This window comes from Stenotrophomonas sp. LMG 10879 (assembly GCF_002750935.1).
GTDB lineage: Bacteria > Pseudomonadota > Gammaproteobacteria > Xanthomonadales > Xanthomonadaceae > Stenotrophomonas > Stenotrophomonas lactitubi_B.
The window spans coordinates 1-20,978 of record NZ_PEJT01000010.1 but is presented as its reverse complement, the minus strand read 5'-3'; the positions used below and the strand labels follow the sequence as shown (position 1 = coordinate 20,978).

General features: G+C 67.2%; 23 protein-coding genes and 1 other RNA gene. 17 read left to right on the top strand and 7 right to left on the bottom strand.

The window, feature by feature from the left end:
* Positions 1-186: 186 nt before the first annotated feature.
* The 4 genes from CR919_RS15745 to CR919_RS15730 form a co-directional block, all read right to left on the bottom strand.
* On the bottom strand, positions 187-2,349 hold the full coding sequence (locus CR919_RS15745) for a bifunctional (p)ppGpp synthetase/guanosine-3',5'-bis(diphosphate) 3'-pyrophosphohydrolase (RefSeq protein ID WP_025874213.1): 2,163 nt from the start codon (positions 2,347-2,349) through the stop codon (positions 187-189).
* A gap of 106 nt (positions 2,350-2,455) precedes the next feature.
* The gene (rpoZ, locus tag CR919_RS15740) at positions 2,456-2,755 is read right to left on the bottom strand and encodes a DNA-directed RNA polymerase subunit omega (RefSeq protein ID WP_005410877.1); all 300 of its coding nucleotides are present in this window, start codon (positions 2,753-2,755) and stop codon (positions 2,456-2,458) included.
* Between the two features lie 110 nt (positions 2,756-2,865).
* On the bottom strand, positions 2,866-3,528 hold the full coding sequence (gmk, locus tag CR919_RS15735) for a guanylate kinase (RefSeq protein ID WP_033831917.1): 663 nt from the start codon (positions 3,526-3,528) through the stop codon (positions 2,866-2,868).
* The gene (locus tag CR919_RS15730; RefSeq protein WP_099820813.1) at positions 3,525-4,385 is read right to left on the bottom strand and encodes a YicC/YloC family endoribonuclease; all 861 of its coding nucleotides are present in this window, start codon (positions 4,383-4,385) and stop codon (positions 3,525-3,527) included. The genes gmk and CR919_RS15730 overlap by 4 nt, the downstream gene beginning before the upstream one ends.
* Positions 4,386-4,507: 122 nt before the next feature.
* Here CR919_RS15730 and rph point away from each other — a divergent pair, with 122 nt between their 5' ends.
* The 7 genes from rph to pepQ all read left to right on the top strand — a co-directional run bounded on the left by rph (position 4,508) and on the right by pepQ (position 11,672).
* Positions 4,508-5,233, top strand: coding sequence for a ribonuclease PH (rph, locus tag CR919_RS15725; RefSeq protein ID WP_025874210.1), 726 nt, complete (start codon positions 4,508-4,510; stop codon positions 5,231-5,233).
* On the top strand, positions 5,230-5,616 hold the full coding sequence (locus CR919_RS15720; protein WP_099820812.1) for a VOC family protein: 387 nt from the start codon (positions 5,230-5,232) through the stop codon (positions 5,614-5,616). The genes rph and CR919_RS15720 overlap by 4 nt, the downstream gene beginning before the upstream one ends.
* On the top strand, positions 5,616-6,212 hold the full coding sequence (rdgB, locus tag CR919_RS15715) for an RdgB/HAM1 family non-canonical purine NTP pyrophosphatase (RefSeq protein WP_099820811.1): 597 nt from the start codon (positions 5,616-5,618) through the stop codon (positions 6,210-6,212). Before CR919_RS15720 ends, rdgB begins: the two co-directional genes overlap by 1 nt.
* 58 nt (positions 6,213-6,270) lie before the next feature.
* Positions 6,271-7,497 carry a radical SAM family heme chaperone HemW gene (gene hemW, locus CR919_RS15710; protein WP_165787281.1) on the top strand — a complete coding sequence of 409 codons (1,227 nt, stop codon included), beginning with the start codon at positions 6,271-6,273 and terminating at the stop codon, positions 7,495-7,497.
* A 120-nt stretch (positions 7,498-7,617) separates the two neighbouring features.
* On the top strand, positions 7,618-9,894 hold the full coding sequence (locus CR919_RS15705; RefSeq protein WP_099820810.1) for a DUF1631 family protein: 2,277 nt from the start codon (positions 7,618-7,620) through the stop codon (positions 9,892-9,894).
* Complete coding sequence (locus CR919_RS15700; RefSeq protein ID WP_099820809.1) at positions 9,891-10,265, top strand: PilZ domain-containing protein; 375 nt, start codon at positions 9,891-9,893, stop codon at positions 10,263-10,265. Before CR919_RS15705 ends, CR919_RS15700 begins: the two co-directional genes overlap by 4 nt.
* A gap of 75 nt (positions 10,266-10,340) precedes the next feature.
* Positions 10,341-11,672 carry a Xaa-Pro dipeptidase gene (pepQ, locus tag CR919_RS15695; protein WP_099820808.1) on the top strand — a complete coding sequence of 444 codons (1,332 nt, stop codon included), beginning with the start codon at positions 10,341-10,343 and terminating at the stop codon, positions 11,670-11,672.
* 543 nt (positions 11,673-12,215) lie between these two features.
* On the opposite strand, the gene CR919_RS15690 is transcribed toward pepQ, so the two are convergent.
* Together CR919_RS15690 and CR919_RS15685 are read right to left on the bottom strand one after the other, a co-directional pair.
* Complete coding sequence (locus CR919_RS15690) at positions 12,216-13,544, bottom strand: aminopeptidase P N-terminal domain-containing protein (RefSeq protein WP_165787278.1); 1,329 nt, start codon at positions 13,542-13,544, stop codon at positions 12,216-12,218.
* Entirely contained in the window at positions 13,544-14,092 is a 549-nt protein-coding gene (locus tag CR919_RS15685) for a YecA family protein (RefSeq protein WP_089236676.1), read from the bottom strand. Before CR919_RS15685 ends, CR919_RS15690 begins: the two co-directional genes overlap by 1 nt.
* A gap of 153 nt (positions 14,093-14,245) precedes the next feature.
* On the opposite strand from CR919_RS15685, the gene CR919_RS15680 reads away from it, so the two are divergent.
* From CR919_RS15680 to CR919_RS15645, 8 genes are all read left to right on the top strand, one after another.
* Complete coding sequence (locus CR919_RS15680; RefSeq protein WP_025874200.1) at positions 14,246-14,467, top strand: TIGR02449 family protein; 222 nt, start codon at positions 14,246-14,248, stop codon at positions 14,465-14,467.
* Positions 14,464-14,760 carry a cell division protein ZapA gene (locus CR919_RS15675; protein WP_025874199.1) on the top strand — a complete coding sequence of 99 codons (297 nt, stop codon included), beginning with the start codon at positions 14,464-14,466 and terminating at the stop codon, positions 14,758-14,760. Before CR919_RS15680 ends, CR919_RS15675 begins: the two co-directional genes overlap by 4 nt.
* A 97-nt stretch (positions 14,761-14,857) precedes the next feature.
* Positions 14,858-15,043, top strand: a non-coding RNA gene (gene ssrS, locus CR919_RS15670) — 6S RNA.
* Positions 15,044-15,126: 83 nt separating this feature from the next.
* Positions 15,127-15,720: a 5-formyltetrahydrofolate cyclo-ligase gene (locus CR919_RS15665; RefSeq protein WP_099820807.1), complete on the top strand. Its 594-nt coding sequence runs from the start codon at positions 15,127-15,129 to the stop codon at positions 15,718-15,720.
* Positions 15,717-16,196 carry an EVE domain-containing protein gene (locus CR919_RS15660; protein WP_089236678.1) on the top strand — a complete coding sequence of 160 codons (480 nt, stop codon included), beginning with the start codon at positions 15,717-15,719 and terminating at the stop codon, positions 16,194-16,196. Before CR919_RS15665 ends, CR919_RS15660 begins: the two co-directional genes overlap by 4 nt.
* Before the next feature lie 24 nt (positions 16,197-16,220).
* A complete protein-coding gene (gene rpiA / locus CR919_RS15655) occupies positions 16,221-16,868 on the top strand; it encodes a ribose-5-phosphate isomerase RpiA (protein ID WP_099820806.1) in 648 nt (215 codons plus the stop codon).
* Between the two features lie 20 nt (positions 16,869-16,888).
* Complete coding sequence (locus CR919_RS15650; protein ID WP_099820805.1) at positions 16,889-17,335, top strand: DUF192 domain-containing protein; 447 nt, start codon at positions 16,889-16,891, stop codon at positions 17,333-17,335.
* Between the two features lie 317 nt (positions 17,336-17,652).
* Positions 17,653-18,498, top strand: coding sequence for a SirB1 family protein (locus CR919_RS15645; RefSeq protein WP_099820804.1), 846 nt, complete (start codon positions 17,653-17,655; stop codon positions 18,496-18,498).
* Between the two features lie 59 nt (positions 18,499-18,557).
* Here CR919_RS15645 and CR919_RS15640 read toward each other — a convergent pair whose 3' ends face one another.
* Positions 18,558-18,782, bottom strand: a complete 225-nt coding sequence (locus CR919_RS15640; protein ID WP_099820803.1) for a rubredoxin — start codon at positions 18,780-18,782, stop codon at positions 18,558-18,560.
* A 34-nt stretch (positions 18,783-18,816) separates the two neighbouring features.
* On the opposite strand from CR919_RS15640, the gene thiE reads away from it, so the two are divergent.
* Both thiE and hemL read left to right on the top strand, forming a co-directional pair.
* The gene (thiE, locus tag CR919_RS15635; RefSeq protein ID WP_099820802.1) at positions 18,817-19,452 is read left to right on the top strand and encodes a thiamine phosphate synthase; all 636 of its coding nucleotides are present in this window, start codon (positions 18,817-18,819) and stop codon (positions 19,450-19,452) included.
* A gap of 15 nt (positions 19,453-19,467) precedes the next feature.
* Entirely contained in the window at positions 19,468-20,757 is a 1,290-nt protein-coding gene (gene hemL / locus CR919_RS15630; RefSeq protein ID WP_099820801.1) for a glutamate-1-semialdehyde 2,1-aminomutase, read from the top strand.
* Positions 20,758-20,978 lie beyond the last annotated feature (221 nt).

The following is a 20,978-nucleotide window of genomic DNA, read 5'->3' as shown; positions in this document are numbered from 1 at the left end:
CCGGTGCGTTGGGGGAAAACAGAGCGGTGATTGTACCGGGTGGGGGGTGCATCCACGCATGGCGTGGATCTACCGCGCCGCTTCGGTAGCGCCGGGCCATGCCCGGCGGCATTTGATTCATGCCGCGCTGCGCGCTCGCCGGGCATGGCCCGGCGCTACCGGGAATCATCCACGCATGGCGTGGAGCTATTGCCGGCGAACCGCCTGCACGACCGACAGGCGGCGCAGGCGACGCATCACTTCAGCCAGGTGGTTGCGGTCGCGTACCTGGATGTTGAACGCCAGCACCGCGGCGTTGAAGTCGCGGTCCAGGTAATCCACGCGCTCGATGTTGGAATGGCTCTGCGCGATCGCCGCGGCCAGCTGCGCGAGCACGCCGGTACCGTTCTCCACTTCGACCACCAGCGAGGTGTCGTAGTCGCCGGATACGGTGGTATCCCAGCCGATCAGCACCCAGCGCTCGGGCGACTTGCGCAGCTCTGCCAGGTTCGGGCAGTCCATGCGGTGCACCACGATGCCCTTGCCGGCGGTGTGGTAGCCCATGATGTCGTCGCCCGGAATCGGCTGGCAGCAGCCGGCGAAGGTGACCACGCCACGCTCGCTGCCGTTGATCAGGATCTTTTCCTGCGAGCTGTGGCGCGAATGCGCGCCGCCGCGCAGTTCGGCGTAGGCCATCAGTGCCTGCGCGGCCTGGGTCGGCATCCAGTTGCCCAGCGCGACTTCGGCCAGCAGGGCCTCCAGGCGTGGGAACCGGTGTTCGGCCAGGAAGGCATCCAGGCGGCCCTTGGGCAGGCGCTCCAGCGAGCTGTCCATGGCCTCCAGCGCGCGGTCCAGCATGCGATGGCCCAGCTGCACGGCATCTTCGTGCTCCAGCTGCTTGAGCTGGTGACGGATGGCGGTGCGTGCCTTGCTGGTGACGACGAACTCCAGCCACTGCGGCTTGGGCGTGGCCGAGCGTGCGGTGATGATCTCCACCGACTGCCCCGACACCAGCTTGGTGCGCAGTGGCACCAGTTTCTTGTCCACGCGCGAGGCCACCGCCATGTTGCCGACATCGGTATGCACGGCGTAGGCGAAGTCGAGCGCGGTGGAATTGCGCGGCAGCGCCAGGATCTTGCCCTTCGGCGTGAACAGGTAGACCTCGTCCGGGAACAGGTCGACCTTGACGTTGTCGAGGAACTCCAGCGACGAACCAGCGGCACGCTGCGAATCGATCAGTTCGACGATCCAGGCGTGCGCGCGGCTCTGCGCGCTGTTGGGCGAGTCACCGCCGAACTTGTAGGTCCAGTGCGCCGCCACGCCGCGCTCGGCGATCAGGTCCATCTCTTCGGTGCGGATCTGCACTTCGATCGGCGAACCATACGGGCCGAACAGCACCGTGTGCAGCGACTGGTAACCGTTGGCCTTGGGGATCGCGATGAAATCGCGGAAGCGCCCATCCAGCGGTTTGAATGCGGCATGCACTGCGCCCAGCGAGTGGTAGCACTGCGGCACGCCGCGCACGACCAGGCGGAAGCCGAACACGTCCATCACCTGGTCGAAGGATTTGTTCTCGTCGCGCATCTTGTTGTAGATGCTCCACGGGGTCTTGATGCGGCTGACCAGGCGGTGCTCGATGCCCTCCTTGGCCAGGCGCTGCGACAACTGCACCTCCACCTGCGCCAAGGCCTCGCGGCGCACCACCGGCTGGCTGCGGATGTGCTTTTCCAGGATCGCATGGCGCCACGGGTACAGCGCCTTGAAGCCGAGGTTCTGCAGTTCGCTCTTGACCAGGCTCATGCCCAGCCGCTGCGCGATCGGGGCGTAGATCTCCAGCGTCTCGCGGGCGATGCGGCCCCGCGCTTCGCGGCTCTGCGCGCCCAGCGTGCGCATGTTGTGCAGGCGGTCGGCCAGCTTGATCATGATCACGCGCAGGTCGCGTGACATCGCCAGCAGCATCTTGCGGAAGCTCTCGGCGGCCGCTTCCTGGCGGTCGCGGAACTTCAGCTTGTCCAGCTTGGTGACACCGTCCACCAGCTCGGCCACGGCTTCACCGAACTCGGCCGACAGCGCCTCGCGGGTCAGCGGGGTGTCTTCGATGGTGTCGTGCAGGATCGCGGCGATCAGCGCTTCCACGTCCAGGCCGAGCTCGGCCAGCACCTGGGCCACGGCCACCGGATGGGTGATGTAGGGCTCGCCCGACTTGCGCGTCTGCCCAGCGTGCGCGGAGGCACCGACTTCCCACGCGCGGCGCAGCAGCGGCAGCTGCTCGGGCGGCAGATAGTGGGCGGCGCGTTCGAGCTGGAGGACGTAATCGGGTACGGCGGCAGCGGGGACTGCGGCGACCTTGGCAGTGGGGCCTGGGTTCATGGCCAAAGCCTATGCCAGCGCGACGTTTACGGCAAACCCTGAATGCGAAACAGCCCGCACGGGGCGGGCTGTTCGGCGTATCCAGCGAAGACGATGATCGATGCGATCAATCGTCGTTCTTGGACATGTCTTCGTCGGCGACCACTTCCGCGGCGGCCCACTCCAGCGCTTCGCGCTCGGCGCGCTCACGCTCTGCCTTCTCGACTTCGTCGATCAGCGCGTTGTCGATCTTGCGGGCAGCGATCTCGCGCAGTGCCAGCACGGTCGGCTTATCCTCGGTCTCGCTGTTGTCCAGCGTGGCCTGCACGCCATTGGCGAGCTGACGGGCGCGCTTGGAGGCCATCATCACCAGCTCGAAACGGTTGTTAACGACTTCCAGGCAATCTTCTACGGTAATGCGGGCCATACGGGCTCCCGGCGACCGGTCGGCCGCTCAGTCGAATGAGGGAAAGGGGACGGAGTGTACTGGCAGGGGCTGGACAAAATCAAGCCAACCCCCACCGGACCCTTTAGGAATCAATCAGTTGAACTCGCATCCGGGGTCAACAGGGCCTGGATCAGGCCGGCATGGCGGACCTTCTGGGCGTCCCGGCGCAGGCGGCTGGCGGTGAAGATCGCACACAGTTCGTCCACGGCGGTGTCGAACACTTCATTGACGATGACGTAGTCGAACTCGTTGAAGTGCAGCATTTCATCGCGGGCGGCGCCCAGGCGCTGGGCGATGACCGCCTCGCTGTCCTGGCCGCGCTTGCGCATGCGGTCCTGCAGGGCCTGCTTGGACGGCGGCAGGATGAACACCGTCACCGTGCCCGGCACCAGCTGGCGCACCTGCTGCGCGCCCTGCCAGTCGATCTCCAGCAGCACGTCCTGGCCGGCGTTCAGCTGCGGCTCCACCGACTGCCGGGCGGTGCCCTTCCAGTCGCCATGCACCCAGGCATGTTCGAAGAAGTCGCCGGCGGCGATCATCTCCTCGAACTTCTCCGCGCTGACGAAGTGGTAGTGCTGGCCGTTCACTTCACCCGGGCGCATGGCCCGTGAGGTGAACGAGATCGACAGCGCGATCTGCGGGTCGCGCGCCAGGGTGGCGTTGACGATGCTGCTCTTGCCGGCGCCGGAGGGCGCGGCAACGATGTACAGCGTGCCGCGTGCGATCGCGGCCGGGGGCGTGGAAATGCTCATTCGATGTTCTGCACCTGCTCGCGGATCTGGTCGATCAGCACCTTCAGCTCGACGGCGGCATTGGACGTGCGGCTGTCCACCGACTTCGAGCCCAGCGTGTTGGCCTCGCGGTTGAACTCCTGCAGCAGGAAGTCCAGGCGGCGGCCGACCGGCTCGCGCTGCTTCAGCACGCGGCGGATCTCGACGATGTGGCTGGACAGCCGGTCCAGCTCCTCGTCCACGTCCAGCTTCTGCAGCCACATCACCAGCTCCTGCTCGGCGCGGCCCGGGTCGACCGGATGCGGCAGGTCGGCCAGGCGGGCGGCCAGCTTGGCGCGCTGGCCGTCGCGAATGGCCGGAATCAGCGTGCGGACCTCGGCGGCGATGCGCTCGATGGAATCCACGCGCTCGGCGATGGCGGTGGCCAGCGTATTGCCTTCACGCTCGCGGGCGGCGATGAAGCCGTCCAGCACCTGGTCCAGCAGCGCCAGTGCTTCAACCTGCAGGGCCGCGGCATCGGTGGCCTCGCCCTGGGTCACACCCGGCAACTGCAGCAGGTCGGTGAAGCTGACCTGCAGGTTGGGGAAATCGGAGGTCAGCCGGTGTGCCAGCTGGCCCAGCTGGCCCAGCAGCACCTCGTTGACCTGCAGGCTGGCGGCCGATTCCGGCGCGCGCAGGCGCATCACCAGATCCAGCTTGCCACGGCTCAGGCGCGCGGAAATGCGCTCGCGCAGCTGCGGTTCCAATGCGCGCAGTTCCTCGGGCAGGCGGGTACCCACTTCCAGGAACCGGTGGTTGACCGAGCGCAGCTCGCAGCCCAGCGTTCCCCACGTAGTGGAGCGCTCGCCGCCGGCATAGGCCGTCATGCTTCGAATCATGGATGTTTCCGGTGCTTGCAAAGGGGGAATGGTACCCTAGCGGTCTCTTTTGAGCCCCTTTCCCCGCCCCGTGAAGGCCGCGGGGATGGTGGCGTACTCCCTTTTCCTACGGAACCTGCCCCATGTCCGATTTCCGCCCCAGTGGCCGTCAGCCCGATCAGCTGCGCCCGGTCGTCATCCAGCGCGGTTTCACCCGCCACGCCGAAGGTTCGGTGCTGGTCTGCTTCGGTGAAACCCGCGTGCTGTGCACGGCCAGCATCGAGAACCGGGTGCCGGGCTTCCTGCGTGGCAAAGGCGAAGGCTGGGTGACCGCCGAGTACGGCATGCTGCCGCGCGCCACCCACACCCGCAGCGACCGCGAAGCCGCACGCGGCAAGCAGGGCGGCCGCACGCTGGAGATCCAGCGCCTGATCGGCCGCAGCCTGCGCGCCTGCGTGGACCGCAACGCACTGGGCGAACGCACCATCACCCTGGACTGCGACGTGCTGCAGGCCGACGGCGGCACCCGCACCGCTGCCATCACCGGCGCCTATGTGGCCCTGGTCGACGCGGTGAACGTGCTGATGAAGCGCGGCGACATCAAGCGCAACCCGATCCTCGGCGCGGTGGCGGCGGTGTCGGTCGGCGTCTACCGCGGCACCCCGGTGCTGGACCTGGATTACGCCGAAGACAGCGACTGCGACACCGACATGAACGTGGTGATGAACGACGGCGGCGGTTTCATCGAACTGCAGGGCACCGCCGAAGGCCATGCCTTCCGCCGTGACGAACTGGATGCGCTGCTGGGCCTGGCCGAAAAGGGCGTGACCGAGCTGCTGGCCGCGCAGCAGGCGGCGCTGTCGGCATGAACCGGCGCCTTGCCCTGACCACCCTCGTGGTGGCCGATTACGACGAAGCCATCGCCTGGTACACCGGCAAGCTCGGCTTCCAGCTGCTGGATGACATCGACCAGGGCAGCAAGCGCTGGGTGGTGGTCGGGCCGACCGATGGCAGCGCCGCCGCCCTGCTGCTGGCCCGCGCCAGCAACGACGAGCAGCGCAGCCGCATCGGCAACCAGACCGGCGGCCGCGTCGGCTTCTTCCTCAACACCGACGACTTCCGCCGCGACCACGCGGCGATGCTGGCCGCCGGTGTCGAATTCCTGGAAGAACCGCGCGAAGAACCCTACGCCACCGTCGCGGTGTTCCGCGACCTGTACGGCAACACCTGGGACCTGCTGGAGCCCCGCTGATGAAGAAGCTTGTCCTGGCCAGCCACAACGCTGGCAAGCTGGTGGAAATGCAGGAAATCCTCGCCGACCTGCCGCTGCAGATCACCTCGGCCGCCGAACTGGGCCTGGGCGATGTGGAGGAGACCGGCCTGACCTTCGTCGAGAACGCGCTGCTGAAGGCGCGCGCCGCCTGCGAAGCGACCGGCCTGCCGGCGCTGGCCGATGATTCGGGGCTGATCGTCGACGCCCTCGGCGGTGCGCCGGGTCTGTACAGCGCGCGCTATGCGGGCCATCCGACCAATGCAGCGGCCAACAACGCCAAGCTGCTGGACGCGATGGCCGACATCGCTGATGGCCAGCGCAGCGCCCGCTTCTATGCGGTGATCGTGCTGCTGCGGCACGCCACCGACCCGCAGCCGCTGATCTGCGAAGGCCGCTGGGAAGGGCAGATCATCCGCGAACTGCGCGGCAGCAACGGCTTCGGCTACAACCCGGTGTTCCTGGATACTGCCCACGGCCTGACCGCTGCGGAAATGGAACCGGCGTTGAAGAATGCCATCAGCCATCGTGCCATCGCCCTGCAGCAGCTCAAGCAGCAGCTCGCGGCCTGGCTCTGATACCCCACCCGATCAACACAGGGAAGCCGGCCCGCGGCCGGCACTACCGATGACTGCCATGCCGCACGACCACGACCACGACCACTGCAACCACCTGCCCGGCGAGTCCTGCGACCACGGCACCCCGCCGCGTCTGGTGCCGCCGCCGCTGGCGCTGTACGTGCATCTGCCGTGGTGCGTGCGCAAGTGCCCGTACTGCGATTTCAACTCGCACCAGGCCAAGGGCGAACTGCCCTTCGATGCCTACATCGATGCATTGGTGCGCGACCTCGACCAGGACCTGCCGCTGGTCTGGGGCCGGGTGGTCAGCAGCGTGTTCTTCGGTGGTGGCACGCCCAGCCTGTTCCCGCCGGAAGCCATCGACCGCTTCCTGCAGCAGGCCAGCGCCCGCCTTCGCTTCGCGCCCAATGCCGAGATCACGCTGGAAACCAACCCGGGCACCGCCGAGCATGGTCGCTTCGACCGCTACCGTGCGGCCGGGGTGAACCGGCTCAGCTTCGGCATCCAGAGTTTCGATGATGCGATGCTCAAGCGCCTGGGCCGCATCCACGACAGTGGCGAGGCCGAGCGCGCGGTGAAGATGGCGCAGGACGCGGGCTACGACAATTTCAACATCGACCTGATGTACGCCCTGCCGGAACAGACCCTGGCCGGTGCCGAGGCCGACCTGCAACGCGCGTTCGCGTTGCAGCCGACCCACATCTCGCACTACCAGCTGACTCTGGAACCGAACACCGTGTTCTTCGCGCGGCCGCCGCAGGGCATCCCCGATGAAGACAATGCCTGGGACATGCAGGAACACTGTCAGGCGCTGCTGGCGCAGGCCGGTTTCGGCCAGTACGAGGTAAGTGCCTACGCCCGCCCCGGTCGGCAGAGCGCGCACAACCTGAATTACTGGCGTTTCGGTGACTACCTCGGTATCGGCGCCGGCGCACACGGCAAGATCAGTTCCGGTGCCGAGGAGCATGTGCTGCGGCGCTGGAAGCACAAGCACCCGCAGACGTTCATGGATACCGCAGGCACCGCCGCATCGTTCGGTGGCGACGAGGTGATCGCCGCCGATCGCCTGCCCTTCGAATACATGCTCAACCTGCTGCGCCTGCACGAAGGCTTCAGCCTGCGCGACTTCGAATCGCGGACCGGGCTGGCGCGCAGCGTGCTGGACGTTGCATTGGCCGAAGCGGTGCAGCGCGGCTGGCTGGTGGTGGCGGGCGGGTACGTGCAACCGACCGAGCTCGGCCGGCGCTTCACCAACGATGTGGTCAGCCTGTTCCTGGAAGAATGATCCGCCTGCGGCGCAGCCAGGGAAGGCCGCGCTGAATGAATCGATCGCTAAAGTAGCGCCTTCACCGGCCGACACGGTAGATTCCAAGATCGATCCGCGGGAATCCGGACCCCCTCGCCGATGTCTGCTGTCTTCTCCCTCTCCAGTGCCGACACTGCCCGCCTGGCCGCGGCCGACCTGCCGCCGCGCGTGCGCGAGCTGCTGGGCGCGTTGATCGGCCTGTGCCACCAGGCCCTGACGGCACCGCTGATCCTGACCGTGGAAGCGCTGGAGCAGACCCTGCTGCATGACGCCGACCATGCCCGCAACCCGCAACAGCAGGCTGACCTACTGGCACAGCGCGGCCAGCTGCATGCGTTCGCCGGCCACTTCAGCGACCGCATGCTCGATGCGCTGGCCGATGCGCTGGCGCGGCTGCGGGAACCGATCACACCGGTCATGGCCACCACCACCCCACCACCGTTGCCCGGCATGCTGGGGTTGACCCTGGTGGCCGAGCACGAAGTCGACCGCGACCTGCTGCTGACCGAAATGGTGCGCCGGGAAACGCTGCGTTCGGCCAACGCCTTGAACCTGCTCGGCCAGCGCCTGGGGGTTATTGCCGGTGCACCGGCCTTTGAAGCCGATACCCTGCCCCTGGCACCGCAGGCCCTGTGCGCGATGGTGCGCAAGCTGGCCGAACAGGATGCCCTCAGCGCCGAAGTGCAGATGGCGCTGTACCGCAGTTTCGAGCGGCAGGTGCTGGAGCGGCTGGGCGATGTGCTCGACCGCGCCAATGCGCTGCTGGCACAGCACGGCATCCTGCCGGGGCTGGTCTACACCCCGTACCTGGCGCGTTCTTCCAGCACCCGCCGGATCATCACCCAGTCGGTCGGCAGCGGCCGCAGTGGACGTCCGTCACCGCGCGTGCCCACGCCGATGACCGGTTGGGGCGGCTCGGCACCGGCCGGCTCGTGGTCGACGCTGATGCAGGACGCCTTCGCCGATGCGGCTGCGCCCGGCGCGTCGGCCGGGCTGACGGTACCGGCCAGCAGCGTCCTGCACGAGATGCTGCAACAGGCGCGGCAGGCCCCGCAGCCAGCGGTGGATCCGCCAGCCCTGCCCAGTGCGGCAGTGGATGCCGTACTGGCGCGCCTGCAGGGCCAGGCCAGCGCCGCCAGCGCCATGACCGATCTGCAGGCCGCCGTTGTCGCCCAGCTGCGCAGCGAACATGGTGCGCAGGCCAACCTCGGCAGCCACGACCGTGACAATCTCGATCTGCTGCGCCTGCTGCTGCAGCAGGTACAGCAGCAGCAACGACCGGACCCGGTGCCGGCCGCCCTGCTTGCGCGCCTGCAGGTACCCTTGGCGCGCGCAGCGATGGCCGATCCCGGGTTCTTCGTGCGCGACGAACACCCGGCACGCGAACTGCTCAACCATGTCGCTGAAGCCGGCGCCAGCTGGCTTGGCGATGACGATGTCGATCCGCAGCTGCTGCAACGGCTGGCGCAGAGCGTGCAAGGCCTGCTCGGCCAGGATGCGCGCACGCCCGAGGCCTTTGCCGCCGCCAACGAAGAGATACAGCAGCACCAGCGTGCCGCCGCGCATCGCGCCGAACTGGCCGAACGCCGCCATGTGGAAGCCGCGCGCGGCAAGGAGCGGCTGGAACTTGCGCGACGCCAGGCCAATGCACAGATCGACCAGTGCTGCGACACGCAGGAACCGCCACGCTTCGTGCAGACACTGCTGCGCCAGGCCTGGGCGGACGCATTGACGCTGACCCGCCTGCGCCACGGCGAAGATTCGCCGCAGTGGCAGGAGCGCCTGCAGCAGACCGAACGCATCGCGGCGATCACTGCCGGCGCCGCCAGCGAAAGCAGCGCGACCGATGCTCCGCTGGCCACCGAGGTTGAATCGGCCCTGCTGCAGGTCGGCTACCACGCAGAAGAGGCAGCCGCCGTCGCCCGTCGCCTGTCCACGCCGGGCGGTGAAGACGAAAGCACCTCGCGCACCGAACTCAGCGCGCGCCTGAAGGCCCATGCACGTCTGGGCGAGCATGCGGGCACGCAAGCGCTGGCAGATGATGCCGCACCGCGCAGCGAGGCCGAGGAGACCTGCTACCAGCAGCTGTGCGCGCTGCCCTTCGGCAGCTGGTTCGATATCGATGATGGCGAAGGCGCCCTGCGCCGCCAGCGCCTGTCCTGGTACAGCCTGCTGACCGGCCATGTGCTGTTCGTCAACGCACGTGGACAGAAGATCGGCGAAACCACGCTGGATACGCTGGCCCGGCAGATGAGTGCCGGGCGCGCGCAGCTGGTTACCGAAGACAAGGGCCGGCTGGTCGACCGCGCCTGGCAGGCGAGCCTGAGCGCGCTGCGCGCACTTGCCACACGCCGCCAGCAGGAGCCCAACGCATGAGTACACAACCGCCCGTTGATACCCGCCGCGCGCCGCGCCGGCAGGTCTCCGACCTGGTGCCGGTGACCGACCAGATGCGCGACTGCGTGGTTGGACGCCTGGGCAACGTGTCCGAGACCGGCATGCTGATGCTGGCCAGCGCCCCGCTGCGCGACGATGCGCTGTATCAGTTGCGCTTCCCGTTGCCCTCGGCCGAGGGTCGCAGCGAGCTGATCGACGTCGGCGTACACCTGCTGTGGAGCGAACCGGCGCATGCGCCCGGCCAGAGCTGGGCAGGCTTCCGCTTCCTGACGCTGTCACGCGAGCATCGGCAGCTGCTGCGCCGGTGGATCGGCGAAGACAGCGACGAGACACCGGTTTCGACGGGCTGAGTGCCGGTTCCGGCACAGCGGATTGCGTCGGTATCCGGCAGAATCTAGGGCCGTTTTCCGTGTCGAGCCCCCGCAATGATCCAGCAAGACCCCGGCGCCCTGTATCCCGACCACCTGGCCGTGCTGTGCCGACGCGCCGAGCAGGCGCTGGCGCGCGGCGGCTTCGACCATCTGGTGGTGCCCAGCGGCACCCTGCACTACCAGGTCTTCGACGACCGTGATTACCCGTACGCGGTCAACCCGCATTTCAAGGCCTGGCTGCCGCTGACCCGGCTGCCCAACAGCTGGATCGTGTTCACCCCGGGCAAGCGTCCGGCGGTGATCTTCCACCAGCCGTTCGATTACTGGCATGTAGTACCGGACGCCCCGAGCGGCTGGTGGGTCGACCACTTCGACATCCACATCATCCGCACGCCCGAAGAGGCGCTGGCGCTGCTGCCATCCGATCCAGCGCGCTGCGCGATCCTGGGCGAGCCGCAGAGCGCGCTGGGCGCGTATGTGCCCAACAATCCGGCGCCGGTGGTGAACTACCTGGAATGGCATCGCGGCAGCAAGACGCCGTATGAAATCGCACTGATGCGCCAGGCGCAGGTGCTGGGCGTGCGCGGCCATCGCGCGGCCGAAGCGGCGTTCCGCAACGGCGCCGACGAGTTCAGCATCCACATGGCGTATTGCCAGGCCGTGGGACAGGACGCCACTGAACTACCGTACGGCAACATCGTGGCCCTTAACGAACATGCGGCGGTGCTGCATTACACCGAACTGGGCCGCAGGGCACCGCAGCCGCTGCGCAGCTTCCTGATCGACGCCGGCGCCAGTGCGTACGGTTATGCCAGCGACATTACCCGCACCTACGCCGCCGCCGGCCATGACGAGTTCGCGGCGATGATCGAAGCCGTCGATGCCGCGCAGCAGCAGATGTGCGCGGCCGTGCGCCCGGGCTTCGACTACAAGCAGCTGCATGTTGATGCGCATCTGTCGCTGATGGGCGTGCTGAAGGACTTCGGCGTGATCAAGGTGTCGCCGCAGACCGCGCTGGAAACCGGCGTCAGCGCCGCGTTCTTCCCGCATGGCATCGGTCATCTGATCGGCCTGCAGGTGCACGACGTCGCCGGTTTCGCTGCCAGCGACGAAGGCGGCCGCATCGAGCGCCCGGCCGGCCATCCGTACCTGCGCCTGACCCGCGTGCTGGAACCGGGCATGGTGGTGACGATCGAGCCGGGCCTGTACTTCATCGACATGCTGTTGAACGAAGTGAAGGCTGCCGGCCATGGCGATGCGATCAACTGGGAGCGCGTGGATTTCTTCCGTCCATACGGCGGCATCCGCATCGAAGACGAAGTGCTGTGCACTGATGGCGAGGCGGACAATCTGACGCGGCCGGTGTTTGCGGCGGCGAACGGCTGAGCCCCTCGTGGTTGGTCGCCTAGATCAAAAGCCGCGCTTGGCGGGACGGGCTGGATTCGCGGGGGACGCCGTGAATCCATCCCTGGAGGCTTGGCCGCGGCATCCATGCCGCGGACACCCCCGCGAACCCAACCCGCCCCGCCTCTGACAGTTTCCGTGCGCGGCCAGCCACGGAAGAAAGAAAGAAAAGCAAAAGCGGGTCGTTCGCTGCGCTCGCTCGCGTCTTCCGCGCCTTTGTAGAGCCGAGCCATGCTCGGCTGCTTTTCGCCTGAAAACCCCCGCGCTTCGCGCGTAAGCCGAGCATGGCTCGGCTCTACAGAAGCGCGTCATCCACGCCGCAGGTCGCGGGAAACTGTCGAAGGCGGGGTACTGTGGGTTTGCGGGGTGTGAGCGGCATGGATGCCGCGACCAAGCCCCCATGGACGGGTTCACGGCGTCCCCGCAAACCCACAGTACCCCGCCATCCCACAGAATGCTGCCGTTGCTGTTGCTCCAGCTGTTGCCTCTGCAGGTGCAGGGCTGCAAGCCCTGCCGAAAACCCTCTTACCCCGCCATCAACGCTTCGATCTCGTCGGCGCTGCGTTCCAAGCCTTCGGTCAACACCCGATGTCCGTCGTCGGTGATCAGAACGTCATCTTCGGTACGGATGCCGATGCCGCGCCAACGCGGTTCCACCGTCGTGTCGTCCACGCCGATGTACAGCCCCGGCTCGATGGTGAAGGCCATGCCCGGCTCCAGCAGGCGCGAATCGCCGGCCAGGCGGTAGTCGCCTACGTCGTGCACATCCAGCCCGATCCAGTGCCCGGTCTTGTGCCGGTAGAAACGCTGGTACAAGCCTTCGGTGAGATTCTTTTCCAGCGTGCCCTTCAACAGGCCCAGTTGCAGCAACCCCTCGGTAAGAGTCTGCACCGCCGCCAGATGGCCCATTTCGTACGCCACGCCGGGCTTGGCCTGGGCCAGTGCCGCCGCCTGCGCCGCGCCCACCAGATCATGCAGCGCGCGCTGCTCGGCGCTGAAACGACCGTTGACCGGGAACGTGCGGGTGATGTCGCTGGCATAGCCGCGATACTCGGCACCGGCATCGATCAACACCAGTTCGCCGTCGCGCGAGCGTGCGTTGTTGTCGCGGTAATGCAGGATGCAGGCGTTGCGGCCGGCACCGACGATGCTGCAGTACGCAGGCACCGCGTCGTTGGCGCGGAACACCCGCTCCAGCTCGGCCTGCAGTTCGTACTCGTGAATGCCGGCCTTCGCGGCCTGCATGGCGGCACGGTGCGACAGCACGCTGATGTCGGCCGCGCGCTGCATCAACGCCACCTCGGCACCGGACTTGAACAACCGCTGCTCGTGCAGCAGATGGCCCAGTTCCAGGAACTCATGCGGCGGCTGCGCACCGCGGCGCACCTGCGAACGTACGCGGTTCACCCAGCCGATCAGCTTCAGGTCGAAATCCGCATCGCGGCCGAAGTGGTAGTACACCCGCGACCGCCCTTCCAGCAGGCCCGGCAGGATGTCGTCCAGATCGGTAATCGGGTAGGCATCGTCCATCGCGAACTGGGCCACGGCGCCGTCCTGGCCGGCGCGCCCCCCATCCCAGGCTTCGCGCTCGGGATCACGCTCGCGGCAGAACAGGATGGCTTCGCCGTGGCGGCGGCCGGGAATCAGCACCAGCACCGCTTCCGGCTCCGGGAAGCCGGTCAGGTACTGGAAATCCGAATCCTGGCGGTACGGATAATGGGTATCGAGGCTGCGCACCTTCTCCGATGCCGCCGGCAGCACCAGGATCGCGTCTTCGCCCGCCATGTCCATCAGTTGCCGGCGGCGACGCTTGTACTCGCCGGCAGCGATGCCGGTGCGCTGCTTGATATCCATCAGTTCAGGCGCTGCCGATGGCGCGCGGCCAGCACCACGTCACCGTGCAGCAGCAGCACCGCCACGCGGATGAATTCTTCGATCTCCGACAGGGCTTCGTCGTCATCATCACCGCCGGCTTCGAAGTCCTCGCTCGAGGCGCGGGCCAGGCTGGCCAGGTCGTTCAGCGCCTCCTCGCCTTCTTCGGACAGGGTCGGCCGGTGGCCGCCGCTGCCAAGGCCGAAGCCGCCCAGGAAGGAACGGGTCCAGCTGAACATGGCGTCCGCCTGCGCGGCCACGTCACTGCTGTCGGTCAACAGCAGCTCGAAGGCGAAGTCACGGTCTTCCAGCTGCTTGATGGTGGCCTCCAGCAACTGCGCCAGCGCACTGTCGGCAGCCACCTGCGGCAGATTGTCGTCGGCCAGCACGCGCGCCGGCCAGTCGTTGCCGGGGGCACCGCCGGCGGCCAGCCAGCCGCACAGCCCGCCATGCAGCTCGGCAGCAGTGGCGCCCAGGCCCAGTTCCTGGCTGGCGCGGGTAACGTCGTCGACGGAGGGAAGTTCGGTCATCGTGCGGCTCGTTCGGAAGGGAAACTGCGGAGCGCGCACGCGCGCGCCCGTGAGCCGGGTAGTGTAGCAATCTGTCCGCCTGCGCTTCGTGGCCGTCAGGCCCTGCTGCGACAGTGCTTGACCGCCCTGACCCGGCTTGCCTATCGTGCGGGCATGGAACCCGCCGATCCCCTTGCCCAGTTGCAGGCCTTCGCCGCCCGTGTGGAGGCGTTGCTCGACCGCAACCAGCGGCTGGCCGAGGAGAACCGCAGCCTGCGCCACCAGCAGGAACAGCTGGTGGCCGAGCGCTCGACGCTGCTGGCCAAGAACGAACAGGCGCGGTCGCGGGTGGAAGCGATGATCACCCGGCTCAAGTCCCTGGAGCAGCACACATGAGTGCCGAACCGGTCAGCGTCCGTATCCTCGACCGTGAATACACGGTCGGCGTCGGTGGTGATGAACGCGACAGCCTGATGGCGGCCGCCCGCCTGCTGGATGCGCGCATGCGCGAGATCCGTGGCAGCAACCGGATGGCCGCGGTCGACCGCATCGCGGTGCTGGCAGCGCTCAATCTGGCGCACGAGCTGCAGCTGCTGCGCGACGAGAACGCCCGCCAGGCGGTTGCCCTGCAACAGACCCTGGCCGACCTGAACCGGCGTCTGGACCGGGCAATCGACAGCAGCACGTGAGAAAGGCGCGTATTGCGCCTTCTCTTTTCTGAATTGGCACGCACTGTTGCCGACGAACGGCCTATCCAGATCACCCGCGGTAGCTATAATGGCCACGCGTTCTCTGCGGTACTCGACGGCATGTGCAAACATTCGCCTTGTCCCTTAAGAACGACACCGGGAGCGCGACAGCGCCGGGAGTGCAGGTCCGCCTCGTAGCGGGAAGCCCGATGGTTCTCCAGCGTTCCCACTTGAGCCCCCGGGTTCAAGGTCGTTTCGCATGCATCGACATTGCGGAGAATGCAATATTCCAGCAAGGGCGGCGTCTTCGGGCGTCGCCCTTGTTCTTTCCGGCACAATGACGGCTGATCCTTGCCGCACGCTGCCATGACCGACCCGCGACAGGCCCTGCGCCACGACCTGCGGCAACGCCGCCGCGACCTTTCCGCCCCCGCCCGTATTGCCGCTGCCGAATCGCTGGCCGATGCGCTGCTCGCGCTGCCGTTCGCCCCGCGCGAAGGCGCCGTGGCCGGCTACTGGGCGCTGGATGGCGAGATCGCCCTGCACCGCTGGCAGCTGCAACTGCCCGACACGCTGCGCTACTGCCTGCCCGTGCTGCACGGCGACGTGCTGCGCTTCGCGCCCTGGCGCCCCGGCCAGCCGTTGACCAGCAACCGTTACGGCATCCCCGAACCGGACATCGCCATCGAAGACACCCTGGAACCGGCGCAGATGGCCCTGGTGGTGACGCCGCTGGTGGGCTTCGACGCCCAGTGCCGGCGGCTGGGAATGGGAGGCGGCTGGTATGATCGCAGCTTCGCCTTCCGCCATGATCGGCCGGCGCCACCCTGGCTGGTCGGCGCGGCATTCTCGGTGCAGCAGGTCGAGTCCTTGCCGGTTGCGTCCTGGGACGTGGCGGTGGATGCGATCTGCACTGAAGCCGGCACCCTGCTCCCTTCCGCTGCCCCCGTGAACGCATGACCGCCCGCAAGCGCTACTGGCTGATGAAGTCCGAACCGGACGCCTTTTCCATCGATGACCTGGCCAAGGTCAAGGTTGAACCCTGGAACGGCGTGCGCAACTACCAGGCGCGCAATTTCATGCGCGATGGCATGCAGGTCGGCGACGGCATCCTGTTCTACCACTCCAATACCAAGGTGCCCGGCATCGTCGGCCTGGCCACGGTGGCCAGCGCGGCCTACCCGGATGACACCCAGTTCGATCCGAAATCCGACTACCACGACCCCAAGAGCACGCGCGAGAACCCGCGCTGGATGCTGGTGGACGTGGCCTTCGACCGCAAGCTGAAGCAGGTGATCGCGCTGGACGAGATCAAGCTGCATGCCGAGGAACTCGGCGAAGGCTTCCCGCTGGTTGCCAAGGGCAACCGCCTGTCGGTGTTCCCGGTGACCGCCACGCAGTGGAAGCTGCTGCTGTCGCTGGAAAAGAAATCCTGATTCCCTGCCTGAGAGCTCCCCGCAATGTCTGAAGCCAAGCGCCTGGCCGCCGAAAAGGCCATCGAGTACGTCGAAGACGGCATGATCGTCGGTGTCGGTACCGGTTCCACCGTCGCCTATTTCATCGATGCGCTGGCCCGCATCCAGCATCGCATCAAGGGTGCGGTATCCAGTTCCGAGCAGAGCACCGCGCGCCTGAAGCAGCATGGCATCGAGGTGATCGAACTGAACCATACCGGCACCCTGTCGCTGTACGTGGATGGCGCCGACGAGTGCGATGCCAACAAGTGCCTGATCAAGGGCGGCGGCGCTGCACTCACGCGCGAGAAGATCATCGCCGAGGCCAGCGAGCGCTTCGTCTGCATCGTCGACCCGAGCAAGCAGGTGCCGGTGCTGGGCAGGTTCCCGCTACCGGTGGAAGTGATCCCGATGGCACGCAGCCTGGTCGCCCGCCAGATCCGCGACATGACCGGCGGCCAGCCGACCTGGCGCGAAGGCGTGGTGACCGACAACGGCAACCAGATCCTGGACATCCACAACCTGCAGATCACCGACCCGGAAAAGCTGGAGCGCGAGCTCAACCAGCTGCCGGGCGTAGTCTGTGTCGGCCTGTTCGCGCGCCGCCGTGCCGATGTGGTGATCGTCGGCGGCGAGCCGCCGATCGTGCTCTGACCCTTTCGAAGGACCCTACGATGTCGTTGCTGCGCTCCCTGTTGATGCTTCCGCTTCTGGCCCTGACCGGCTGCGCCACCGATGCCGCCCGCCACTGGGTGGAACTGGGCGGCGCACGCTATGACGTTGAACTGGCCACCAACGATGAAACCCGTGCGCGTGGGTTGATGTTCCGCGACCAGATGGCCGAGGACCACGGCATGCTGTTCGTGCATGACCGCGAGGAAATGCAGGCGTACTGGATGAAGAACACCAAGATCGCGCTGGACATCCTGTACTTCGACAGCGAGCGCAAGCTGGTGAGCCAGCAGCGCGACGTGCCGCCGTGCTCGGCCGGCGACATGTGCCCGCCCTACCCCAGCGGCGGTCCGGCGCGCTTCGTGCTGGAGCTCAATGCCGGCCAGGCGGAGAAGCTCAAGCTGAAGGATGGGACCGAGCTGATCTTCGGCCCGGGCATCGAGAAGTAGGGGTCGGCCGGGCTGCGCCCGGCACCCGCCGAATCGACATCAAGTGCAACATCTGGGCGACCGAGGGATGGCGGGGCGATGTGGGCTTGCAGGACACGCCGTAAACCCATCCCTGGGGGCTCGTAGGCGCCATCCATGGCGCCTGCGGTCCTGCAAGCCCACACCGCCCCACCTCTGACAGTTTCCCGCTGCTGTTGGTGGGTGTCGACCTGGGTCGACACGGTAGATCCACGCCATGCGTGGATGGAAGGACGATGACGTGATGAATTCACGCAGCACTGCTTGAAACCGCCCACGATTGCCGCCAGTCTGTGGACATGCAGGACCGGATCACACTCCCCGACTGGGATGCACTGGCCGCCTTCGACGACGAGGCGCTGCCATTGCTGCCGACCGCGCTGCTGATCGCGCGCGATGAATATCCCGATCTGCAGCCGTCGACCTACGATGCGCTGGTGCAGAGCCACGTCGAGCACCTGCGCGCCGAGGTGGACAGCATCGAGCACAGTCCGCTGAAGATGGCGGCCATCAACCGGCATCTGTTCGATGAGCTGGGCTACAGCGGCGACCACCAGGAGTATTACGACCCGCGCAACAGCTACCTCAACCAGGTGTTCGAGCGCCGTCTGGGCAATCCGATCTCGCTGGCGCTGGTGCAGATGGAAGTGGCGCGACGGCTGGGCATTCCGCTGGACGGCGTGTCATTCCCCGGTCATTTCCTGGTGCGCCTGCCGGTCGACGATGGCGTGCTGGTGATGGACCCGTTCAACGGTGGCCGCCCGCTGGACGTGGACGAACTGCGCGAGCGCGCCAAGTCGCACCTGGGCGGGCAGATGCCCGACGACCAGGTGCTGGCGCAGATCCTCGATCCTGCACCGAGCCGCGCGATCCTGATCCGCATGCTGCGCAACCTGCATGGGGTCTATGCCGAGGCCAGCGAGTGGGATCGTGCCGCGCGCAGTGCCGACCGCCTGCTCAAGCTCGCCCCCGAACAGGACGATGCGCTGCGTGATCGCGGCCTGGCCTATCTGCAGCTGGACTACCTGGCCGGCGCCCGCACCGACCTGGGCCGGTACCTGAAGCGCAATCCCGAGGCCAGCGACGCGCAATGGCTGCGCGAGAAGCTGATCGACCTCGGCGGGCCGGCACCGCGGCTGCATTGAGGTTGTCGGGTGTGTGGACCAACGGTCCACACCCACAGGAGGGCCTGGCGGCACCTCCCTCAATCGATCTCGACCATCTCGAAATCGTCCTTGGTCACGCCGCAATCCGGGCACGTCCAGGTCTCGGGAATGTCTTCCCAGCGCGTGCCCGGGGCGATGCCCTCTTCCGGCAGCCCATCCGCTTCGCGGTACAGGAATCCGCAGACCACGCACATCCAGGTACGCAGGGTGGTGGGGGTGGCTTCGCTCATCGGATAATCAAGGCTGGATTCACGGGCCGCCATTGTCCCATCGCGGTCCACTCACCGGTAGCCATCGATGACTTCTGCTTCCCCGACGCCCCGCGGCGTCTACCTGATCACCCCGGATGAACCCGATACCGCTCGCCTGCTGGCGCGCACCGCGCCGCTGCTGGCTGCCGGTGCCACCTGGCTGCAGTACCGCAACAAGACCGCCAGCGATGCCCTGCGGCGGGAACAGGCCACGGCCCTGCAGGCCTTGTGCGCCGCCCATGGCGTGCCGCTGATCGTCAACGACGACCCGGCGCTGGCCCAGGCCATCGGCGCGGCCGGCGTGCACCTGGGCGGCACCGACGGCGACATCTCAGCCGCCCGCAGCCTGCTCGGCCCCGACGCCATCATCGGTGCCTCCTGCTACGACCAGCTCGCCAACGCCGAGCGCGCCGTGGCTGCCGGCGCCAGCTACGTGGCCTTCGGCGCGTTCTTCCCCACCACCACCAAGGTCACCAGCAGCCGCGCCCACACCGACCTGCTGCGGCAAAGCGCCGCACTGGGCGTGCCGCGGGTGGCGATTGGCGGCCTCAGCCCGGACAATGTCGGTCCCATCATCGATGCCGGCGCCGATCTGCTGGCCGTGGTCAGCGGCATCTACGCCGCGCAGGACCCGGTCGCGACCCAGCGCGCCTACCTCGCCCGTTTCGATACGCCGCAGTAATACCCAGGAAACCCCATGAACCACGACCAGTCCCACGCCCTGTTCTCCCGCGCCCAGGCATTGCTGCCTGGCGGCGTCAACTCACCGGTGCGCGCGTTCAAGTCGGTCGGCGGCGAACCCTTCTTCGTCGAGCGCGCCGACGGCGCCTACCTGTACGACGTCGACGGCAACCGCTACATCGACTACGTGGGTTCGTGGGGCCCGATGATCGTCGGCCACAACCACACCGCCGTACGCCAGGCGGTGAAGAAGGCAATCGACAACGGCCTGTCCTTCGGTGCGCCGTGCGCAGCGGAAGTGACCATGGCCGAGACCATCACCCGCCTGGTGCCGTCGTGCGAGATGGTGCGCATGGTCAACTCAGGTACCGAGGCCACCCTGTCGGCGATCCGCCTGGCGCGCGGTGCCACCGGCCGCAACTGCATCGTCAAGTTCGAAGGCTGCTATCACGGCCACGGCGACTCGTTCCTGGTCAAGGCCGGCAGCGGCATGCTGACCCTGGGCGTGCCGACCTCGCCCGGCGTGCCGGCCGGCCTGAGCGAACTGACCCTGACCCTGCCCTACAACGACTTCGAGGCGGCCACCGCCCTGTTCGAGGCACGCGGCAGCGAGGTCGCCGGCCTGATCATCGAACCGGTGGTGGGCAACGCCAACTGCATTCCGCCGCGCGAGGGCTACCTGCAGCACCTGCGCGCGCTGTGCACGCAGTACGGCGCCCTGCTGATCTTCGACGAAGTGATGACCGGTTTCCGCGTTGCCCTGGGCGGTGCGCAGGCGTACTACGGCATCACCCCGGACCTGACCACCTTCGGCAAGATCATCGGTGGCGGCATGCCGGTGGGTGCCTACGGTGGCCGTCGCGAGCTGATGCAGCAGATCGCCCCCGCTGGCCCGATCTACCAGGCCGGCACGCTCAGCGGCAATCCGGTGGCGATGGCCGCCGGCCTGGCCATGCTGGAGCTGATCCAACAGCCGGGTTTCCACGACGATCTGAGCGCGCGCGCCGCACGCCTGTGTGCGGGCCTGGAAGCGGCCGCCGCCGATGCTGGCGTGGCGGTGACCACCACCCAGGTGGGCGCGATGTTCGGGCTGTTCTTCACCAGCGAAAAGGTGGAGACCTATGCCCAAGCCACGGCCTGCGACATCCCGGCGTTCAACCGCTTCTTCCACGCGATGCTGGACCAGGGCGTGTTCCTGGCACCGTCGGCGTACGAAGCCGGCTTCCTGTCCAGCGCCCACGATGATGCGGTGATCGAAGCGACGCTGGCAGCGGCGCGCGTGGCGTTCAAGGCGGCCAAGGGCTGAGCCCACGCCCGGTAGATGCCAACCTTGGTTGGCATTGCGGTGGCACGGCATCCACGCATGGCGTGGATCTACCAGGCTGCGTGCGGCGTTCCACCTGTAGAGCCGAGATCCTATGTTTGTGGTCAAGCCTGCTGGAAGCAGGCTTGACCCACTTTCAGCATGGATGGATCAAAGTCCCGACCGCTCTTGAAGACGCCCCAGGCGATCTTGGCCAGCTTTCT

Excerpts from the sequence above, each read along its gene's own strand:
- CR919_RS15745 (WP_025874213.1), bottom strand. The coding sequence starts at position 2,349 with ATGAACCCAGGCCCCACTGCCAAGGTCGCCGCAGTCCCCGCTGCCGCC.
- rpoZ (WP_005410877.1), bottom strand. The coding sequence starts at position 2,755 with ATGGCCCGCATTACCGTAGAAGATTGCCTGGAAGTCGTTAACAACCGT.
- gmk (WP_033831917.1), bottom strand. The coding sequence starts at position 3,528 with ATGAGCATTTCCACGCCCCCGGCCGCGATCGCACGCGGCACGCTGTAC.
- CR919_RS15730 (WP_099820813.1), bottom strand. The coding sequence starts at position 4,385 with ATGATTCGAAGCATGACGGCCTATGCCGGCGGCGAGCGCTCCACTACG.
- rph (WP_025874210.1), top strand. The coding sequence starts at position 4,508 with ATGTCCGATTTCCGCCCCAGTGGCCGTCAGCCCGATCAGCTGCGCCCG.
- CR919_RS15720 (WP_099820812.1), top strand. The coding sequence starts at position 5,230 with ATGAACCGGCGCCTTGCCCTGACCACCCTCGTGGTGGCCGATTACGAC.
- rdgB (WP_099820811.1), top strand. The coding sequence starts at position 5,616 with ATGAAGAAGCTTGTCCTGGCCAGCCACAACGCTGGCAAGCTGGTGGAA.
- hemW (WP_165787281.1), top strand. The coding sequence starts at position 6,271 with ATGCCGCACGACCACGACCACGACCACTGCAACCACCTGCCCGGCGAG.
- CR919_RS15705 (WP_099820810.1), top strand. The coding sequence starts at position 7,618 with ATGTCTGCTGTCTTCTCCCTCTCCAGTGCCGACACTGCCCGCCTGGCC.
- CR919_RS15700 (WP_099820809.1), top strand. The coding sequence starts at position 9,891 with ATGAGTACACAACCGCCCGTTGATACCCGCCGCGCGCCGCGCCGGCAG.
- pepQ (WP_099820808.1), top strand. The coding sequence starts at position 10,341 with ATGATCCAGCAAGACCCCGGCGCCCTGTATCCCGACCACCTGGCCGTG.
- CR919_RS15690 (WP_165787278.1), bottom strand. The coding sequence starts at position 13,544 with ATGGATATCAAGCAGCGCACCGGCATCGCTGCCGGCGAGTACAAGCGT.
- CR919_RS15685 (WP_089236676.1), bottom strand. The coding sequence starts at position 14,092 with ATGACCGAACTTCCCTCCGTCGACGACGTTACCCGCGCCAGCCAGGAA.
- CR919_RS15680 (WP_025874200.1), top strand. The coding sequence starts at position 14,246 with ATGGAACCCGCCGATCCCCTTGCCCAGTTGCAGGCCTTCGCCGCCCGT.
- CR919_RS15675 (WP_025874199.1), top strand. The coding sequence starts at position 14,464 with ATGAGTGCCGAACCGGTCAGCGTCCGTATCCTCGACCGTGAATACACG.
- CR919_RS15665 (WP_099820807.1), top strand. The coding sequence starts at position 15,127 with ATGACCGACCCGCGACAGGCCCTGCGCCACGACCTGCGGCAACGCCGC.
- CR919_RS15660 (WP_089236678.1), top strand. The coding sequence starts at position 15,717 with ATGACCGCCCGCAAGCGCTACTGGCTGATGAAGTCCGAACCGGACGCC.
- rpiA (WP_099820806.1), top strand. The coding sequence starts at position 16,221 with ATGTCTGAAGCCAAGCGCCTGGCCGCCGAAAAGGCCATCGAGTACGTC.
- CR919_RS15650 (WP_099820805.1), top strand. The coding sequence starts at position 16,889 with ATGTCGTTGCTGCGCTCCCTGTTGATGCTTCCGCTTCTGGCCCTGACC.
- CR919_RS15645 (WP_099820804.1), top strand. The coding sequence starts at position 17,653 with ATGCAGGACCGGATCACACTCCCCGACTGGGATGCACTGGCCGCCTTC.
- CR919_RS15640 (WP_099820803.1), bottom strand. The coding sequence starts at position 18,782 with ATGGCGGCCCGTGAATCCAGCCTTGATTATCCGATGAGCGAAGCCACC.
- thiE (WP_099820802.1), top strand. The coding sequence starts at position 18,817 with ATGACTTCTGCTTCCCCGACGCCCCGCGGCGTCTACCTGATCACCCCG.
- hemL (WP_099820801.1), top strand. The coding sequence starts at position 19,468 with ATGAACCACGACCAGTCCCACGCCCTGTTCTCCCGCGCCCAGGCATTG.